The 18,809-nt window shown below is 51.9% G+C and carries 16 protein-coding genes; 13 read left to right on the top strand and 3 right to left on the bottom strand.

Annotated elements, in window-relative coordinates; translation table 11 throughout:
- The first annotated feature begins 243 nt into the window (after positions 1-243).
- The 7 genes from clpP to fadM all read left to right on the top strand — a co-directional run bounded on the left by clpP (position 244) and on the right by fadM (position 8,379).
- Positions 244-867, top strand: a complete 624-nt coding sequence (clpP, locus tag ACJHYW_RS15555) for an ATP-dependent Clp endopeptidase proteolytic subunit ClpP (RefSeq protein ID WP_000122253.1) — start codon at positions 244-246, stop codon at positions 865-867.
- A 125-nt stretch (positions 868-992) separates the two neighbouring features.
- Positions 993-2,267: an ATP-dependent protease ATP-binding subunit ClpX gene (clpX, locus tag ACJHYW_RS15550; RefSeq protein ID WP_000130305.1), complete on the top strand. Its 1,275-nt coding sequence runs from the start codon at positions 993-995 to the stop codon at positions 2,265-2,267.
- 187 nt (positions 2,268-2,454) lie between these two features.
- Positions 2,455-4,809: an endopeptidase La gene (lon, locus tag ACJHYW_RS15545; RefSeq protein ID WP_001295325.1), complete on the top strand. Its 2,355-nt coding sequence runs from the start codon at positions 2,455-2,457 to the stop codon at positions 4,807-4,809.
- Positions 4,810-4,999: 190 nt separating this feature from the next.
- Positions 5,000-5,290: a nucleoid-associated protein HU-beta gene (gene hupB, locus ACJHYW_RS15540; RefSeq protein ID WP_254892905.1), complete on the top strand. Its 291-nt coding sequence runs from the start codon at positions 5,000-5,002 to the stop codon at positions 5,288-5,290.
- A gap of 191 nt (positions 5,291-5,481) precedes the next feature.
- Positions 5,482-7,353, top strand: a complete 1,872-nt coding sequence (gene ppiD, locus ACJHYW_RS15535; RefSeq protein ID WP_000969382.1) for a peptidylprolyl isomerase — start codon at positions 5,482-5,484, stop codon at positions 7,351-7,353.
- Positions 7,354-7,503: 150 nt separating this feature from the next.
- The gene (locus ACJHYW_RS15530) at positions 7,504-7,875 is read left to right on the top strand and encodes a helix-hairpin-helix domain-containing protein (RefSeq protein ID WP_000680294.1); all 372 of its coding nucleotides are present in this window, start codon (positions 7,504-7,506) and stop codon (positions 7,873-7,875) included.
- 105 nt (positions 7,876-7,980) lie between these two features.
- Entirely contained in the window at positions 7,981-8,379 is a 399-nt protein-coding gene (gene fadM / locus ACJHYW_RS15525; protein ID WP_001194534.1) for a long-chain acyl-CoA thioesterase FadM, read from the top strand.
- Positions 8,380-8,430: 51 nt separating this feature from the next.
- Here fadM and queC read toward each other — a convergent pair whose 3' ends face one another.
- Both queC and ACJHYW_RS15515 read right to left on the bottom strand, forming a co-directional pair.
- Positions 8,431-9,126, bottom strand: coding sequence for a 7-cyano-7-deazaguanine synthase QueC (gene queC, locus ACJHYW_RS15520; protein ID WP_000817228.1), 696 nt, complete (start codon positions 9,124-9,126; stop codon positions 8,431-8,433).
- 64 nt (positions 9,127-9,190) lie between these two features.
- The gene (locus ACJHYW_RS15515; protein ID WP_001238237.1) at positions 9,191-10,891 is read right to left on the bottom strand and encodes an SgrR family transcriptional regulator; all 1,701 of its coding nucleotides are present in this window, start codon (positions 10,889-10,891) and stop codon (positions 9,191-9,193) included.
- A 99-nt stretch (positions 10,892-10,990) separates the two neighbouring features.
- Between ACJHYW_RS15515 and cof the strand changes: the two genes are divergently transcribed.
- The 6 genes from cof (at position 10,991) to amtB (ending at position 17,831) form a co-directional block, all read left to right on the top strand.
- On the top strand, positions 10,991-11,809 hold the full coding sequence (gene cof, locus ACJHYW_RS15510; RefSeq protein WP_000113027.1) for an HMP-PP phosphatase: 819 nt from the start codon (positions 10,991-10,993) through the stop codon (positions 11,807-11,809).
- Positions 11,810-11,961: 152 nt separating this feature from the next.
- Complete coding sequence (decR, locus tag ACJHYW_RS15505) at positions 11,962-12,420, top strand: DNA-binding transcriptional regulator DecR (RefSeq protein ID WP_000884589.1); 459 nt, start codon at positions 11,962-11,964, stop codon at positions 12,418-12,420.
- 29 nt (positions 12,421-12,449) lie between these two features.
- Positions 12,450-14,222, top strand: a complete 1,773-nt coding sequence (locus ACJHYW_RS15500; protein ID WP_061092783.1) for a SmdA family multidrug ABC transporter permease/ATP-binding protein — start codon at positions 12,450-12,452, stop codon at positions 14,220-14,222.
- The gene (locus ACJHYW_RS15495) at positions 14,215-15,996 is read left to right on the top strand and encodes a SmdB family multidrug efflux ABC transporter permease/ATP-binding protein (RefSeq protein ID WP_001256219.1); all 1,782 of its coding nucleotides are present in this window, start codon (positions 14,215-14,217) and stop codon (positions 15,994-15,996) included. Before ACJHYW_RS15500 ends, ACJHYW_RS15495 begins: the two co-directional genes overlap by 8 nt.
- A gap of 180 nt (positions 15,997-16,176) precedes the next feature.
- Positions 16,177-16,515 (top strand): P-II family nitrogen regulator, encoded by a 339-nt coding sequence (gene glnK, locus ACJHYW_RS15490; protein WP_000780338.1) that lies wholly within the window; start codon positions 16,177-16,179, stop codon positions 16,513-16,515.
- A gap of 29 nt (positions 16,516-16,544) precedes the next feature.
- Positions 16,545-17,831, top strand: coding sequence for an ammonium transporter AmtB (amtB, locus tag ACJHYW_RS15485; protein WP_000685029.1), 1,287 nt, complete (start codon positions 16,545-16,547; stop codon positions 17,829-17,831).
- A gap of 48 nt (positions 17,832-17,879) precedes the next feature.
- Here the strand turns inward: amtB and tesB are convergent, their stop codons facing one another.
- The gene (tesB, locus tag ACJHYW_RS15480) at positions 17,880-18,740 is read right to left on the bottom strand and encodes an acyl-CoA thioesterase II (RefSeq protein ID WP_000075876.1); all 861 of its coding nucleotides are present in this window, start codon (positions 18,738-18,740) and stop codon (positions 17,880-17,882) included.
- Between the last annotated feature and the right edge of the window lie 69 nt (positions 18,741-18,809).

Below are 18,809 nucleotides of genomic sequence, written 5' to 3'. Positions count from 1 at the left end.
TACGCAGCATAACGCGCTAAATTCGCACAAAGGCCCGTCACCGCCAGGTGGTGGGCTTTTTTTTGTCATGAATTTTGCATGGAACCGTGCGAAAAGCCTCTTTCGGTGTTAGCGTAACAACAAAAGATTGTTATGCTTGAAATATGGTGATGCCGTACCCATAACACAGGGACTAGCTGATAATCCGTCCATAAGGTTACAATCGGTACAGCAGGTTTTTTCAATTTTATCCAGGAGACGGAAATGTCATACAGCGGCGAACGAGATAACTTTGCACCCCATATGGCGCTGGTGCCGATGGTCATTGAACAGACCTCACGAGGTGAGCGCTCTTTTGATATCTATTCTCGTCTACTTAAGGAACGCGTCATTTTTCTGACTGGCCAGGTTGAAGACCACATGGCTAACCTGATTGTGGCGCAGATGCTGTTCCTGGAAGCAGAAAACCCAGAAAAAGATATCTATCTGTACATTAACTCTCCAGGCGGGGTGATTACTGCCGGGATGTCTATCTATGACACCATGCAGTTTATCAAGCCTGATGTCAGCACCATCTGTATGGGCCAGGCGGCCTCGATGGGCGCTTTCTTGCTGACTGCAGGGGCAAAAGGTAAACGTTTCTGCCTGCCGAATTCGCGCGTGATGATTCACCAGCCGTTGGGCGGCTACCAGGGCCAGGCGACCGATATCGAAATTCATGCCCGTGAAATTCTGAAAGTTAAAGGGCGCATGAATGAACTTATGGCGCTTCATACGGGTCAATCATTAGAACAGATTGAACGTGATACCGAGCGCGATCGCTTCCTTTCCGCCCCTGAAGCGGTGGAATACGGTCTGGTCGATTCGATTCTGACCCATCGTAATTGATGCCAGAGGCGCAACTGTGCCGCTATACTTATCCAGGGCGGCACAACGCTGTAAGCGGCTTGCGCCTGAGAATGGCATTTGCGTCGTCGTGTGCGGCACAAAGAACAAAGAAGAGGTTTTGACCCATGACAGATAAACGCAAAGATGGCTCAGGCAAATTGCTGTATTGCTCTTTTTGCGGCAAAAGCCAGCATGAAGTGCGCAAGCTGATTGCCGGTCCATCCGTGTATATCTGCGACGAATGTGTTGATTTATGTAACGACATCATTCGCGAAGAGATTAAAGAAGTTGCACCGCATCGTGAACGCAGTGCGCTACCGACGCCGCATGAAATTCGCAACCACCTGGACGATTACGTTATCGGTCAGGAACAGGCGAAAAAAGTGCTGGCGGTCGCGGTATACAACCACTACAAACGTCTGCGCAACGGAGATACCAGCAATGGCGTCGAGTTGGGCAAAAGTAACATTCTGCTGATCGGTCCGACCGGTTCCGGTAAAACGCTGCTGGCCGAAACGCTGGCGCGCCTGCTGGACGTTCCGTTCACCATGGCTGACGCAACCACGCTGACCGAAGCCGGTTATGTGGGCGAAGACGTTGAAAACATCATTCAGAAGCTGTTGCAGAAGTGCGATTACGACGTACAGAAAGCGCAGCGCGGGATTGTCTACATCGATGAAATTGACAAGATTTCTCGTAAGTCAGACAACCCGTCCATTACCCGAGACGTTTCCGGTGAAGGCGTACAGCAGGCACTGTTAAAACTGATCGAAGGTACGGTAGCTGCTGTTCCGCCGCAAGGTGGGCGTAAACATCCGCAGCAGGAATTCTTGCAGGTTGATACCTCTAAGATCCTGTTTATCTGTGGCGGTGCGTTTGCCGGTCTGGATAAAGTGATTTCCCATCGTGTAGAAACCGGTTCCGGCATTGGTTTTGGCGCGACGGTAAAAGCGAAGTCCGACAAAGCAAGCGAAGGTGAACTGCTGGCGCAGGTTGAACCGGAAGATCTGATCAAGTTTGGTCTGATCCCTGAGTTCATTGGTCGTCTGCCGGTTGTCGCAACGTTGAATGAACTGAGCGAAGAAGCTCTGATTCAGATCCTCAAAGAGCCGAAAAACGCCCTGACCAAGCAGTATCAGGCGCTGTTTAATCTGGAAGGCGTGGATCTGGAATTCCGTGACGAGGCGCTGGATGCTATCGCTAAGAAAGCGATGGCGCGTAAAACCGGTGCCCGTGGCCTGCGTTCCATCGTAGAAGCCGCACTGCTCGATACCATGTACGATCTGCCGTCCATGGAAGACGTCGAAAAAGTGGTTATCGACGAATCGGTAATTGATGGTCAAAGCAAGCCGTTGCTGATTTATGGCAAGCCGGAAGCGCAACAGGCATCTGGTGAATAATTAACCATTCCCATACAATTAGTTAACCAAAAAGGGGGGATTTTATCTCCCCTTTAATTTTTCCTCTATTCTCGGCGTTGAATGTGGGGGAAACATCCCCATATACTGACGTACATGTTAATAGATGGCGTGAAGCACAGTCGTGTCATCTGATTACCTGGCGGAAATTAAACTAAGAGAGAGCTCTATGAATCCTGAGCGTTCTGAACGCATTGAAATCCCCGTATTGCCGCTGCGCGATGTGGTGGTTTATCCGCACATGGTCATCCCCTTATTTGTCGGGCGGGAAAAATCTATCCGTTGTCTGGAAGCGGCGATGGACCATGATAAAAAAATTATGCTGGTCGCGCAGAAAGAAGCTTCAACGGATGAGCCGGGTGTAAACGATCTTTTCACCGTCGGGACCGTGGCCTCTATATTGCAGATGCTGAAACTGCCTGACGGCACCGTCAAAGTGCTGGTCGAGGGGTTACAGCGCGCGCGTATTTCTGCGCTCTCTGACAATGGCGAACACTTTTCTGCGAAGGCGGAGTATCTGGAGTCGCCGACCATTGATGAGCGGGAACAGGAAGTGCTGGTGCGTACTGCAATCAGCCAGTTCGAAGGCTACATCAAGCTGAACAAAAAAATTCCACCAGAAGTGCTGACGTCGCTGAATAGCATCGACGATCCGGCGCGTCTGGCGGATACCATTGCTGCACATATGCCGCTGAAACTGGCTGACAAACAGTCCGTTCTGGAGATGTCCGACGTTAACGAACGTCTGGAATATCTGATGGCAATGATGGAATCGGAAATCGATCTGCTGCAGGTTGAGAAACGCATTCGCAACCGTGTTAAAAAGCAGATGGAGAAATCCCAGCGTGAGTACTATCTGAACGAGCAAATGAAAGCTATTCAGAAAGAACTCGGTGAAATGGACGACGCGCCGGACGAAAACGAAGCCCTGAAGCGCAAAATCGACGCGGCGAAAATGCCGAAAGAGGCAAAAGAGAAAGCGGAAGCAGAGTTGCAGAAGCTGAAAATGATGTCTCCGATGTCGGCAGAAGCGACCGTAGTGCGTGGTTATATCGACTGGATGGTACAGGTACCGTGGAATGCGCGTAGCAAGGTCAAAAAAGACCTGCGTCAGGCGCAGGAAATCCTTGATACCGACCATTATGGTCTGGAGCGCGTGAAAGATCGCATCCTTGAGTATCTTGCGGTTCAAAGCCGTGTCAACAAAATCAAGGGACCGATCCTCTGCCTGGTAGGGCCACCGGGGGTAGGTAAAACGTCCCTGGGGCAGTCCATCGCCAAAGCCACCGGGCGTAAATATGTCCGTATGGCGCTGGGCGGCGTGCGTGATGAAGCGGAAATCCGTGGTCACCGCCGTACTTACATCGGTTCTATGCCGGGTAAACTGATCCAGAAAATGGCGAAAGTGGGCGTGAAAAACCCGCTGTTCCTGCTCGATGAGATCGACAAAATGTCTTCTGACATGCGAGGCGATCCGGCTTCCGCACTGCTTGAAGTGCTGGATCCAGAGCAGAACGTAGCGTTCAGCGACCACTACCTGGAAGTGGATTACGACCTTAGCGACGTGATGTTTGTCGCGACGTCGAACTCCATGAACATTCCGGCACCGCTGCTGGATCGTATGGAAGTGATTCGCCTCTCCGGTTATACCGAAGATGAAAAACTGAACATCGCCAAACGTCACCTGCTGCCGAAGCAGATTGAACGTAATGCACTGAAAAAAGGTGAGCTGACCGTCGACGATAGCGCCATTATCGGCATTATTCGTTACTACACCCGTGAGGCGGGCGTGCGTGGTCTGGAGCGTGAAATCTCCAAACTGTGTCGCAAAGCGGTTAAGCAGTTACTGCTCGATAAGTCATTAAAACATATCGAAATTAACGGCGATAACCTGCATGACTATCTCGGTGTTCAGCGTTTCGACTATGGTCGCGCGGATAACGAAAACCGTGTCGGTCAGGTAACTGGTCTGGCGTGGACGGAAGTGGGCGGTGACTTGCTGACCATTGAAACCGCGTGCGTTCCGGGTAAAGGCAAACTGACCTATACCGGATCGCTTGGCGAAGTGATGCAGGAGTCCATTCAGGCGGCGTTAACGGTGGTTCGTGCGCGTGCGGAAAAACTGGGGATCAACCCTGATTTTTATGAAAAACGCGACATCCACGTCCACGTACCGGAAGGTGCGACGCCGAAAGATGGTCCGAGTGCCGGTATTGCTATGTGCACCGCGCTGGTTTCTTGCCTGACCGGTAACCCGGTTCGTGCCGATGTGGCAATGACCGGTGAGATCACTCTGCGTGGTCAGGTACTGCCTATCGGTGGTTTGAAAGAAAAACTACTGGCAGCGCATCGCGGCGGGATTAAAACAGTGTTAATTCCGTTCGAAAATAAACGCGATCTGGAAGAGATTCCTGACAACGTAATTGCCGATCTGGATATTCATCCTGTGAAACGCATTGAGGAAGTTCTGACTCTGGCGCTGCAAAATGAACCGTCTGGCATGCAGGTTGTGACTGCAAAATAGTGACCTCGCGCAAAATGCACTAATAAAAACTGGGCTGGCAGGCTAATTCGGACTTGCCAGCCTTTTTTTGTCTCGCTAAGTTAGATGGCGGATTGGGCTTGCCCTTATTAAGGGGTGTTGTAAGGGGATGGCTGGCCTGATATAACTGCTGCGCGTTCGTACCTTGAAGGATTCAAGTGCGATATAAATTATAAAGAGGAAGAGAAGAGTGAATAAATCTCAATTGATCGACAAGATTGCTGCAGGGGCTGATATCTCTAAAGCTGCGGCTGGCCGTGCGTTAGATGCTATTATTGCTTCCGTAACTGAATCTCTGAAAGAAGGGGATGATGTAGCACTGGTAGGTTTTGGTACTTTTGCCGTTAAAGAGCGTGCTGCCCGTACTGGCCGCAACCCGCAGACCGGTAAAGAGATCACCATCGCTGCCGCTAAAGTACCGAGCTTCCGTGCAGGTAAAGCACTGAAAGACGCGGTAAACTAAGCGTTGTCCCCAGTGGGGATGTGACGAAGTTCAAGGGCGCATCTACTGATGTGCCTTTTTTATTTGTAATCGGTGACTTTCTGCGTCTTGTGGGCTGACAATTGCCCCCGTTTCTTGTCACAATAGGCCTTTGCGCGCATCGATACGTTGCGTGAGGTACACAGTCATCTACAGCGGAGTGTTGTTACACCATGATGGACAGCTTACGCACGGCTGCAAACAGTCTCGTGCTCAAGATTATTTTCGGTATCATTATCGTGTCGTTCATATTGACCGGCGTGAGTGGTTACCTGATTGGCGGAGGCAATAACTACGCCGCAAAAGTGAATGACCAGGAAATCAGCCGTGGGCAGTTCGAGAATGCCTTCAACAGCGAGCGTAATCGCATGCAGCAACAGCTGGGCGATCAATACTCTGAGCTTGCAGCGAACGAAGGCTATATGAAAACCCTGCGTCAACAGGTGCTGAATCGTCTGATCGACGAGGCGCTTCTGGATCAGTACGCTCGTGAGCTGAAACTGGGTATCAGTGATGAGCAGGTTAAACAGGCGATTTTCGCGACCCCAGCCTTCCAGGTTGACGGCAAATTTGATAACAGCCGCTATAACGGTATCCTCAACCAGATGGGGATGACCGCCGATCAGTACGCCCAGGCGCTACGTAACCAGCTCACTACCCAACAGCTGATTAACGGCGTTGCCGGTACCGATTTTATGCTGAAAGGTGAAACCGACGAGCTGGCGGCACTGGTAGCTCAACAACGCGTGGTACGTGAAGCGACTATCGATGTTAACGCGCTGGCGGCGAAGCAGCCTGTGACCGAACAGGAAATTGCCAGCTACTACGAACAAAACAAAAACAATTTCATGACGCCGGAACAATTCCGCGTGAGTTACATCAAGCTGGATGCCGCAACGATGCAGCAACCGGTTAGCGATGCGGATATCCAGAGCTACTACGATCAGCATCAGGATCAATTCACCCAGCCGCAGCGTACCCGCTACAGCATCATCCAGACCAAAACTGAAGATGAAGCGAAAGCGGTACTTGATGAGCTGAATAAAGGCGGTGATTTTGCTGCGTTAGCCAAAGAAAAATCTGCCGATATTATCTCTGCCCGTAACGGCGGCGATATGGGTTGGTTAGAAGATGCCACTATCCCGGACGAACTGAAAAATGCTGGTCTGAAAGAAAAAGGCCAACTCTCTGGTGTCATCAAATCTTCGGTCGGTTTCCTGATTGTACGTCTGGACGACATTCAGCCAGCGAAAGTGAAGTCGTTAGACGAAGTGCGTGACGATGTCGCGGCGAAAGTGAAACACGAAAAAGCCCTCGATGCGTACTACGCACTGCAGCAGAAAGTGAGCGATGCAGCAAGCAATGATACCGAGTCTCTGGCCGGTGCAGAGCAAGCTGCCGGCGTTAAAGCCACTCAGACGGGTTGGTTCAGCAAAGATAACCTGCCGGAAGAGTTGAACTTCAAGCCGGTTGCTGACGCTATCTTCAACGGCGGTCTGGTAGGTGAAAACGGTGCGCCGGGCATCAACTCTGACATCATCACCGTAGACGGCGACCGCGCATTCGTGCTGCGCATCAGCGAGCACAAACCGGAAGCGGTGAAACCGTTGGCAGATGTTCAGGAACAAGTTAAGGCACTGGTTCAGCACAACAAAGCTGAACAACAGGCGAAAGTGGATGCTGAGAAACTGCTGGTTGATTTGAAAGCCGGCAAAGGTGCGGAAGCTATGCAGGCTGCCGGTCTGAAATTTGGCGAGCCGAAAACCTTAAGCCGTTCCGGTCGTGACCCGATTAGCCAGGCGGCGTTTGCACTGCCACTGCCAGCGAAAGACAAACCGAGCTACGGTATGGCGACCGATATGCAAGGTAATGTGGTTCTGCTGGCGCTGGACGAAGTGAAACAAGGTTCAATGCCGGAAGATCAGAAAAAAGCGATGGTGCAGGGTATCACCCAGAACAACGCACAAATCGTCTTTGAAGCGCTGATGAGTAACCTGCGTAAAGAGGCGAAAATCAAAATTGGCGATGCGCTGGAACAGCAATAATCCTGAAGCCGCCTCGCAAAAAAATGCTTTGCAGCTGTAACAAGAAAAGGTCGCTTTCGCGGCCTTTTCCATTTCTGAACATTGCCATTTGTTTACTGTTTTCACTGCCGTTAAGGTGATTCCACTGTTAACAAACAAGGAGAAAACAGTATGAAACACGGAATTAAAGCACTGCTCATTACCCTGTCCCTGGCCTGTGCCGGAATGTCTCATAGTGCTCTGGCGGCAGCTCCTGCGGCGAAACCGACAACGGTAGAAACCAAAGCGGAGGCTCCTGCAGCACAAAGTAAAGCAGCAGTTCCGGCGAAAGCCAGTGACGAAGAAGGCACCCGGGTCAGCATTAATAATGCCAGCGCGGAAGAGTTAGCCCGCGCGATGAATGGCGTTGGCCTGAAGAAAGCGCAGGCGATTGTCAGTTATCGCGAAGAGTACGGTCCGTTTAAAACGGTGGAGGATCTCAAGCAGGTGCCGGGGATGGGCAATTCGCTGGTGGAACGTAATCTGGCGGTATTAACCCTGTAATTAATTTGCATAGTGGCAATTTTTTGCCAGACTGAAGAGGTCATACCAGTTATGACCTCTGTACTTATAACAGTTTTTATAAAAACAACGTAAGGTTATTGCGCTATGCAAACACAAATCAAAGTTCGTGGATATCATCTCGACGTTTACCAGCACGTAAACAACGCCCGCTACCTTGAATTTCTCGAAGAAGCCCGCTGGGATGGGTTGGAAAATAGCGACAGTTTTCAGTGGATGACGGCCCATAACATCGCCTTCGTCGTGGTCAATATCAATATTAACTATCGTCGCCCGGCGGTATTAAGCGACCTGTTAACTATTACCAGTCAGTTGCAGCAATTAAACGGTAAAAGTGGCATCTTAAGCCAGGTCATTACACTGGAGCCGGAAGGGCAGGTAGTAGCGGATGCGCTTATTACGTTTGTTTGTATTGATCTTAAAACGCAGAAAGCATTAGCTCTGGAAGGGGAATTGCGCGAAAAGCTGGAGCAGATGGTTAAGTAAACGTTTTGTGGTGCCGGATGCTCAAGCCGCATCCGGCGACACCCGGAATAATTAATTCAACCCGGTTTTCTGCTTCATCGCTGCCATCACCGTCGGTTTATCGGCCAGATAATGATTCAAACCGTTGGCGCGTAAATTACATGCCGCACAATGACCGCAACCGTCGCCTTTAATGCCGTTATAGCAGGTCAGCGTTTCGTTACGGACTAAATCCAGCTTGCCGTAATAATCTGCCAGCGCCCAGGTTTCCGCTTTATCAATCCACATCAGCGGCGTTTCAAAACGAATATCTTTCGCCATGCCTAAACTGACGGCATGGTTTAGTGCTTTCACAAACTCATCGCGGCAATCCGGGTAGCCGGAGAAATCCGTTTCGCAGACGCCGGTAATCACCGCTTCTGCTTTTACCTGATACGCATATATTGCCGCCAGTGTCAGGAACAAAATATTACGCCCAGGGACAAACGTATTCGGGATGCCATCAGCTTCAGGTTCATAATCAGGCACTGGAATGCTGTCACGCGTCAGGCTGCTGACCGCCAGCTCGTTGAGCAGCGTTACATCAAGAACCTTATGCGCGCGTGCCCCCAGTTTCAGCGCCAGTTCGCGTGCCACGTCGATTTCTGCGCGATGTCGCTGACCGTAATCGAACGTCACGCAATGGACTTCATCATATTGTTGTAATGCCTGCACCAGACAGGTGGTGGAATCCTGGCCTCCACTGAACACAACGACAGCACGTTTCATAGATAATCCTGCTTGAACAATAAAAGCGTTATGGTAACGCCTGCGATTAACCCGGACCAGCTATTCATTGCGACGGCGCGGGAAGCCAGGCTTCGGTAAATTCAAACCAGCCGCGCGGTGTCAGTCGCACACCGTTCACGCCGGGAGGGGCACTAATGCGATAGTGATAGTTGAATAGCGGCGTCAGCGTCGCGTCTGCCATTAACTGGCTAAAAACCGCTTTCAGGGCATTAAATCGGTTTTCCTCATCAGGCATTACTTGCACCGCGTCCAGTGTCGATTGCAAATGTGCATATGCTGGAGCGTCGAAAACATGTGGCCACAGTGGATCGCAACGCAGCCATTGCTCCAGGGTATATTCCGGTGCTTCGCCAATTAATCTGTCGCCCATCATGAGGTCTGCGTGTGCCAGTAGGGTCGTGTCGTCCCAGTTTTTTGCGTTATGAAAAATAATTGTGAGTTCACAGCCTTCCGCTGCCAGTGTCGCCTGTAGACGTTCTGCCATGGTATGAAGTTCTATCGGTAGGTGATAAACCAGCGTCAAGGTTTTCGGTAGTTTGACCTCATCCGGTACTTGCCATTGCGGAATAGTCCAGCCTGGCAGTAATGCATGACTGGCGGTGATCAGGTTTTCTCCGACTTCTAACGTTTGTAATAAACCGGATTGATGAATAATGGAGATCACTTTTCGCGCCTGCCAGAGGGACAGTCGGGGACTTTTGCGCAACGTTAAATAGCAAAAACCTAAACTGATGCCACTACTGACCTGGCTGACCCGTTGCAGCTCCTCCGGTTTGCCGATGGTGATTTGCACGGGATGCCGACAACTGGTTCCCAAATCTTTTTCGAAAAGCGGCGGAGTTATCCAGTACTCAACCGCTTTAAGCAGCGGATGACGTAAATGGTAATAATCATGGCTCTCCAGGCGCACCAGTTCCGCTGTGAATTGTGTTAAGCGAAAAGGACCTGTGCCGATCAGGGGGAATTGCGGATGCGCCAGATGGCTGCAATAGCTCGCCAGCCGGTGCGCAAGCCAGTAATCGGGGCGATGTAAAAAGAAGGTCAGACACTGCGGATGGGTGACTTCAATACGCTTCACGCTAATAAATAATTGATCCAGTGCTGGCAGTTGTAACAGCATCAATAACCGCTGGTGTAAGTGGGAGGCTTTTACTGCATCGCCGTTATGCCAGTGTAAGGTTGAGCGAAGATAAAAATCCCAGCGTAACCCGTCAGTAGAGGTTTCCCAGTGATGCGCTAAATCGCCAATCGGGCGCTGGGTATTATTATCGAAGCGGGTCAGGCCGGAAAATATCTGTCCGGCGAGATGCTGCTCGGCACGACCGGGCAAAAAGCCCGGTTGTAGCGGTTCGAGCGGGCGATAGTAGGGAATACGCAACGTGGGCGTATCATTTTGCCATTGTCCGCCCATAAACGGCTGTAACAGAGTGCGCAGCTCACCTGGGGCCAGTTGCGCCAGCTCCAGCACATCTTGCTGCTTTCCGGTTTCCAGCGCCTGTTCCATCATCGCATTTCGTAGCGATTCTGGCGTGACCAGAAAGCGTAGTTGACCGCGCTTTCCGCGTCCTGACTGCGCCTGCCACTCCAGCCATCCCGCCTCCTGTGCCTGGCGTAACAGCGTACGAACATGGCGTTCGCTGCAAAAACAGCGTTCGGCCAGTTCGCTGACTGTGACGGTTTGCGGCTTTCCGGCGGAAGGTTGCCACAGACGTTGATACTGGTTAAGACGGTTGAGCAGTCGCATATAAACCCGGAACAATATTATTTAACTATTCACTATTACTTCCGTATATATCAGGTGATACTCAATCACCATTAACCGTGTCACAGAGTGGAGAAAGAAATGGCTCGTCTGGCAGCATTTGATATGGATGGCACTTTATTGATGCCTGACCATCATTTAGGTGAGAAAACCCTCTCTACTTTGGCGCGACTGCGTGAACGCGACATTACCCTCACTTTTGCCACGGGGCGTCATGCGCTGGAGATGCAGCATATTCTCGGGGCGCTATCGCTGGATGCATATTTGATTACTGGCAACGGAACGCGCGTGCATTCTCTGGAAGGTGAACTTTTACATCGTGATGATTTACCTGCGGATGTCGCGGAGCTGGTGCTGTATCAGCAATGGGATACCCGAGCCAGCATGCATATCTTCAATGACGACGGTTGGTTTACCGGGAAAGAGATCCCTGCGTTGTTGCAGGCATTTGTCTATAGCGGTTTTCGTTATCAGATAATCGATGTCAAAAAAATGCCACTCGGCAGCGTCACCAAGATCTGCTTCTGTGGCGATCACGACGATCTTACACGCTTGCAGATCCAGCTATACGAAGCATTAGGCGAGCGTGCACATTTATGTTTTTCCGCCACGGATTGCCTCGAAGTGCTGCCGGTGGGCTGCAATAAAGGCGCTGCATTGACGGTGCTGACCCAACATTTAGGTTTATCGTTACGCGATTGCATGGCCTTTGGTGATGCGATGAACGATCGCGAAATGTTAGGCAGTGTCGGTAGCGGATTTATTATGGGCAATGCGATGCCGCAACTGCGCGCGGAGCTCCCGCATTTACCGGTGATTGGACATTGCCGAAATCAGGCTGTCTCTCACTATTTGACGCACTGGCTGGACTATCCACATCTACCTTATTCCCCCGAATAACGAGATCCCTTCCAGCACCGGGCAATTGCCCGGTTTTTTTTGCGTTGAATTTGTCATTTTGTGCCGTGGTGCTTAAACCGCACAGAATAAATTGTCGCGATTTCACCTTTAAAATAGAATTAAAAGAGAAAAAAATTCTCTGTGGAAGGGCTATGTTAGATAAAATTGACCGTAAGCTGCTGGCCTTGCTACAGCAGGATTGCACCCTCTCTTTGCAGGCACTGGCTGAAGCCGTTAATCTGACAACCACCCCCTGCTGGAAGCGTCTGAAACGGCTGGAGGACGACGGTATCCTTATCGGCAAAGTCGCCCTGCTGGATCCGGAAAAAATAGGCCTCGGCCTGACCGCCTTTGTGCTGATAAAAACGCAACATCACAGCAGCGAATGGTATTGCCGCTTTGTCACGGTGGTTACCGAAATGCCAGAAGTGCTGGGGTTCTGGCGCATGGCCGGTGAATACGATTATCTGATGCGCGTCCAGGTTGCCGACATGAAACGCTACGACGAGTTTTATAAGCGTCTGGTAAACAGCGTGCCGGGGCTGTCGGACGTCACTTCCAGCTTCGCGATGGAACAGATTAAATACACCACTTCTTTACCCATCGAATAAATATCCAGAATCAGGTCAGGACACAACGCGTGCGATTATTTGCTCAATTAAGCTGGTATTTCCGTCGGGAATGGCGTCGCTATCTCGGGGCTGTCGCCTTGCTTGTCATTATCGCGATGCTGCAACTGGTTCCGCCAAAAGTGGTTGGTATTGTTGTTGATGGCGTGACAGAACAACACTTTACTACCGGGCAGATCCTGATGTGGATCGCCACCATGGTGCTGATTGCCGTTGTGGTTTATCTCCTGCGTTACGTCTGGCGCGTATTGCTGTTTGGTGCGTCTTATCAACTGGCTGTTGAACTGCGTGAAGATTATTACCGCCAGCTAAGCCGGCAGCATCCTGAGTTTTACCTGCGTCATCGCACGGGTGACCTCATGGCTCGTGCGACCAATGACGTCGATCGCGTCGTGTTTGCCGCCGGAGAAGGGGTGCTGACGCTGGTGGATTCACTGGTAATGGGCTGCGCTGTGTTGATTATGATGTCTACGCAAATTAGCTGGCAGTTGACCTTATTTGCCCTGTTGCCGATGCCAGTGATGGCGATCATGATCAAGCGCAACGGCGATGCCTTGCATGAACGCTTTAAGCTGGCACAGGCGGCGTTTTCCAGTCTTAATGACCGCACCCAGGAAAGCCTCACCAGTATCCGCATGATCAAAGCTTTTGGTCTGGAAGATCGCCAGTCGGCGTTATTTGCCGCGGATGCCGAAGATACCGGCAAGAAAAACATGCGGGTGGCACGTATTGATGCCCGTTTTGATCCGACGATTTACATCGCCATCGGCACGGCGAACTTGCTGGCGATTGGCGGCGGTAGTTGGATGGTGGTACAGGGCAGTTTAACGCTGGGCCAGCTCACCAGTTTTATGATGTATTTAGGTCTGATGATTTGGCCAATGCTGGCGCTGGCATGGATGTTTAACATTGTGGAACGTGGCAGCGCGGCGTATAGCCGAATTCGTACCATGCTGGCCGAAGCGCCAGTCGTTATTGATGGTAGTGATAAGGTGCCAGAAGGTCGTGGTGAACTGGATGTGAATATTCGCCAGTTTACGTATCCGCAGACTGACCATCCTGCGCTGGAAAACGTCAATTTCGCCCTGAAACCCGGTCAGATGGTAGGTATTTGCGGGCCGACTGGTTCCGGCAAAAGTACCCTGTTGTCGCTCATTCAGCGTCATTTCGACGTCAGCGAGGGGGATATCCGCTTTCATGATATTCCTCTGACGAAGTTACAACTCGATAGCTGGCGTAGCCGCCTGGCGGTAGTTAGCCAGACACCGTTCCTTTTTTCCGACACCGTAGCGAACAACATCGCGTTGGGTTGCCCGAATGCCACCCAGCAAGAGATTGAGCATGTCGCGCGGTTAGCCAGCGTGCATGACGATATTTTGCGTTTACCGCAAGGTTACGATACAGAAGTGGGCGAGCGCGGCGTGATGCTTTCCGGTGGGCAAAAACAGCGTATCTCCATTGCTCGTGCGTTATTAGTCAACGCGGAAATCCTCATCCTTGATGATGCGCTTTCGGCAGTAGACGGACGCACAGAGCACCAGATCCTGCATAACCTGCGTCAGTGGGGGCAGGGAAGAACGGTAATCATCAGTGCCCATCGCCTTTCTGCACTGACGGAAGCCAGTGAAATTATTGTGATGCAGCACGGACATATCGCCCAGCGTGGCAATCATGATGTGCTGGCACAACAAAGCGGCTGGTATCGCGATATGTATCGCTATCAACAACTGGAGGCGGCGCTCGACGACGCTCCGGAAAATCGCGAGGAGGCCGTCGATGCGTAGTTTTAGCCAACTGTGGCCGACTCTCAAGCGTCTGTTAGCGTACGGTTCGCCGTGGCGTAAACCGTTGGGGATTGCGGTCCTGATGATGTGGGTTGCGGCTGCGGCAGAAGTCAGTGGGCCGCTGCTTATCAGCTATTTTATCGACAATATGGTAGCGAAAAATAACCTGCCGTTGAAAGTGGTTGCAGGGCTGGCTGCGGCGTATGTTGGGCTGCAACTGTTTGCCGCCGGGCTACATTACGCGCAGTCGCTGCTGTTTAATCGGGCGGCAGTAGGCGTAGTGCAACAGTTGCGTACCGACGTGATGGATGCTGCGTTACGCCAGCCATTAAGCGAGTTTGATACCCAACCCGTCGGGCAGGTGATTTCCCGCGTCACCAATGACACTGAAGTGATCCGCGATCTCTACGTTACCGTGGTGGCAACTGTCCTGCGTAGCGCCGCACTGGTGGGCGCGATGCTGGTGGCGATGTTCAGCCTCGACTGGCGAATGGCGCTGGTGGCGATAATGATTTTCCCGGTGGTGCTGGTGGTAATGGTGATATACCAGCGTTACAGCACGCCGATTGTCCGTCGTGTGCGCGCCTATCTGGCGGATATCAACGACGGCTTTAACGAAATCATCAATGGCATGAGCGTTATCCAGCAGTTCCGTCAGCAGGCGCGATTTGGCGAACGTATGGGTGAGGCCAGTCGTTCACACTATATGGCGAGGATGCAAACCCTGCGCCTCGACGGTTTTCTGCTGCGTCCGCTGCTGAGTCTGTTTTCATCGCTCATTCTTTGTGGATTGTTGATGCTGTTTGGCTTCTCTGTCAGCGGCACCATTGAAGTGGGCGTACTGTATGCGTTTATCAGCTATCTTGGGCGGCTTAACGAACCCTTAATCGAACTGACCACGCAACAGGCGATGCTGCAACAGGCTGTTGTTGCTGGTGAGCGCGTGTTTGAGCTGATGGACGGACCGCGCCAGCAATATGGCAATGATGATCGCCCGTTGCAGAGCGGCACCATTGAAGTCGATAACGTGTCATTTGCTTATCGCGATGACAATATGGTGCTAAAGAACATTAATCTCTCTGTGCCTTCGCGCAATTTTGTGGCGCTGGTCGGGCATACCGGCAGTGGTAAAAGTACCCTCGCCAGTTTATTGATGGGCTATTACCCGCTAACGGAAGGTGAGATTCGCCTTGATGGTCGTCCATTAAGTTCGCTAAGTCACAGCGCGCTGCGCCAGGGCGTGGCAATGGTGCAGCAAGATCCGGTGGTGCTGGCGGATACCTTCCTCGCCAACGTGACGCTGGGGCGTGATATCTCCGAAGAACGCGTCTGGCAGGCGCTGGAAACCGTGCAACTGGCGGAGCTGGCGCGTAGCATGAGCGACGGTATTTACACGCCGCTTGGCGAGCAGGGGAATAATCTCTCAGTCGGGCAAAAGCAACTGCTGGCACTGGCACGCGTGTTGGTGGAGACGCCGCAAATCCTGATCCTTGATGAGGCAACAGCCAGCATTGACTCCGGTACTGAACAGGCGATTCAACATGCTCTGGCGGCGGTGCGTGAACATACCACGCTGGTGGTGATTGCTCACCGCTTATCAACTATTGTTGATGCCGACACCATTCTGGTGCTTCATCGTGGGCAAGCTGTGGAGCAGGGCACTCACCAGCAACTGCTGGCGGCCCAGGGACGCTACTGGCAGATGTATCAACTGCAACTTGCGGGCGAAGAGCTGGCAGCCAGCGTGCGTGAAGAGGAATCATTGAGCGCCTGAATAGCGCAATATTTGATCGTTGGTGCAAAAATGTAACGCACTGTGCACTGTCATAGTGCGTTTTCATTTTCAATCTTCTTAACTTCCTGCTCTCTTTCTCGTTTTTCATTTCTGGCACACCGCTTGCAATACCTTCTTCGTGTAGCAGAACCATTACCGAATTCTGACCGGAGGGGATCTATGAAGCTGGTGACCGTGATAATCAAACCATTCAAGCTGGAAGACGTTCGTGAAGCGTTATCTTCCATTGGTATTCAGGGCCTGACCGTCACCGAAGTGAAAGGTTTCGGGCGTCAGAAAGGGCATGCCGAGCTGTACCGGGGGGCGGAATACAGCGTCAACTTCCTGCCAAAAGTAAAAATTGATGTGGCGATTGCTGATGACCAACTCGATGAAGTGATTGATATCGTCAGTAAGGCGGCTTACACCGGAAAAATTGGCGACGGCAAAATCTTCGTCGCTGAATTGCAACGCGTCATTCGTATTCGTACCGGCGAAGCCGACGAAGCGGCGCTGTAATCTCTGGCACACAGCAACAGGAACGAAAAATGAAGATAGCGACGATAAAAACTGGGCTTGCTTCACTGGCGATGCTGCCGGGACTGGTAATGGCTGCACCTGCGGTGGCCGATAAAGCCGACAATGCGTTTATGATGATTTGTACTGCGCTGGTGCTGTTTATGACTATTCCGGGGATTGCCCTGTTTTACGGTGGGTTGATTCGCGGCAAAAACGTGCTGTCGATGCTGACGCAGGTGACGGTGACGTTTGCACTGGTCTGTATTCTCTGGGTGGTTTACGGTTACTCGCTGGCGTTTGGTGAGGGAAACAACTTCTTCGGCAACATTAACTGGTTGATGCTGAAAAACATCGAACTGACGGCGGTGATGGGCAGCATTTATCAGTATATCCACGTAGCGTTTCAGGGATCGTTTGCCTGCATTACCGTAGGCTTGATAGTTGGAGCACTGGCGGAACGAATCCGCTTCTCAGCTGTGTTGATTTTCGTGGTGGTATGGCTGACGCTCTCCTACATTCCGATTGCGCATATGGTCTGGGGCGGCGGTTTGCTGGCTTCTCACGGTGCACTGGATTTCGCGGGTGGCACGGTGGTGCACATTAACGCCGCAATCGCCGGTCTGGTGGGCGCGTATCTGATAGGCAAACGCGTGGGCTTCGGCAAAGAGGCGTTTAAACCGCACAACCTGCCGATGGTCTTCACCGGGACTGCCATTCTCTATATCGGTTGGTTTGGCTTTAACGCCGGGTCAGCGGGCACGGCGAATGAAATCGCAGCACTGGCATTTGTGAATACTGTGGTCGCAACGGCGGCAGCAATTCTTGGCTGGATCTTCGGTGAATGGGCGCTGCGCGGTAAGCCTTCACTGCTGGGAGCGTGTTCTGGCGCGATTGCCGGTCTGGTCGGCGTGACGCCAGCCTGTGGCTACATTGGGGTTGGCGGCGCGTTGATTATCGGCGTGGTAGCTGGTCTGGCGGGCTTGTGGGGCGTTACCATGCTCAAACGTTTGCTGCGGGTGGATGATCCCTGCGATGTTTTCGGTGTGCACGGCGTTTGTGGCATTGTCGGCTGTATCATGACCGGGATTTTTGCCGCCAGCTCGCTGGGCGGCGTGGGCTTCGCTGAAGGTGTGACGATGGGCCATCAGTTGCTGGTACAGCTGGAAAGCATCGCCATTACGATCGTCTGGTCCGGTGTGGTGGCGTTTATTGGCTACAAACTGGCGGATCTGACGGTTGGTCTGCGTGTACCGGAAGAACAGGAGCGAGAAGGGCTGGACGTCAACAGCCACGGCGAGAATGCCTATAACGCGTAACAAGCACTGCAAAAAACAGCCGGACGGTTTTCACCTCCGGCTATTTTTTTAATTGTGATTACGCATTACCCCTTCCTGAACGGTCGAGGCAACCAGCACGCCGTCCTGAGTATAAAACTCACCGCGCACAAAGCCGCGTGCGCTGGACGCCGAGGTGCTCTCCACGCTATACAGCAGCCATTCATTCAAATTAAACGGGCGATGGAACCACATGGAATGGTCGATGGTCGCTATCTGAATTCCTGGTTCGAGAAAACCGATGCCGTGCGGCTGTAGAGCTACCGGCAGGAAGTTAAGATCAGAAGCGTAACCGAGCAGATACTGATGAACGCGCAGATCATCCGGCACGCTACCATTTGCGCGGATCCACACCTGACGATGCGGTTCTGCGACGTGCCCTTTCAGTGGGTTATGAAACTCCACCGGACGGACTTCAAGCGGACGATCGCAGATGAATTTATCTTTCAGCACTGGCGGCAGCAGGTGCGCCAGCGATTGGGCGATTTGCGTTTCCGAAGGCAGGCCATCAGGCGCTGGCGCGGACGGCATTGTTTTTTGATGTTCGAAACCCGCTTCTGGTGCCTGGAAAGAGGCAGTCATATAAAAAATCGGTTTGCCGTTTTGAATAGCAGCAACCCGGCGGGCGCTGAAGCTGTTACCGTCACGCAGCGTTTCGACATCATAAATAATCGGCTTCTTACTATCACCTGGGCGAAGAAAGTAGCTGTGAAACGAATGTACCAGCCGCTCTTCAGGGACGGTCTCTTTTGCAGCATACAAGGCCTGACCCACGACCTGGCCGCCAAACACCTGGCGTAAACCTAAATCTTCACTCTGGCCGCGAAAGAGTCCTTCCTCAATTTTTTCCAGATTTAACAATGTCAGTAAATTTTTTAGCGCCTGACTCATATAACTCTCCAGTAACAAAGCTGCCGCAGCAAGCCAAAGTGAGTTGAGTATAACGCAAATTTGCCACTG

Origin of the sequence: Escherichia sp. WS3063 (assembly GCF_046486595.1) — a bacterium.
Classification (GTDB): Bacteria; Pseudomonadota; Gammaproteobacteria; order Enterobacterales; family Enterobacteriaceae; genus Escherichia; species Escherichia coli.
This window is presented reverse-complemented; position numbering and strand designations above follow the sequence as displayed.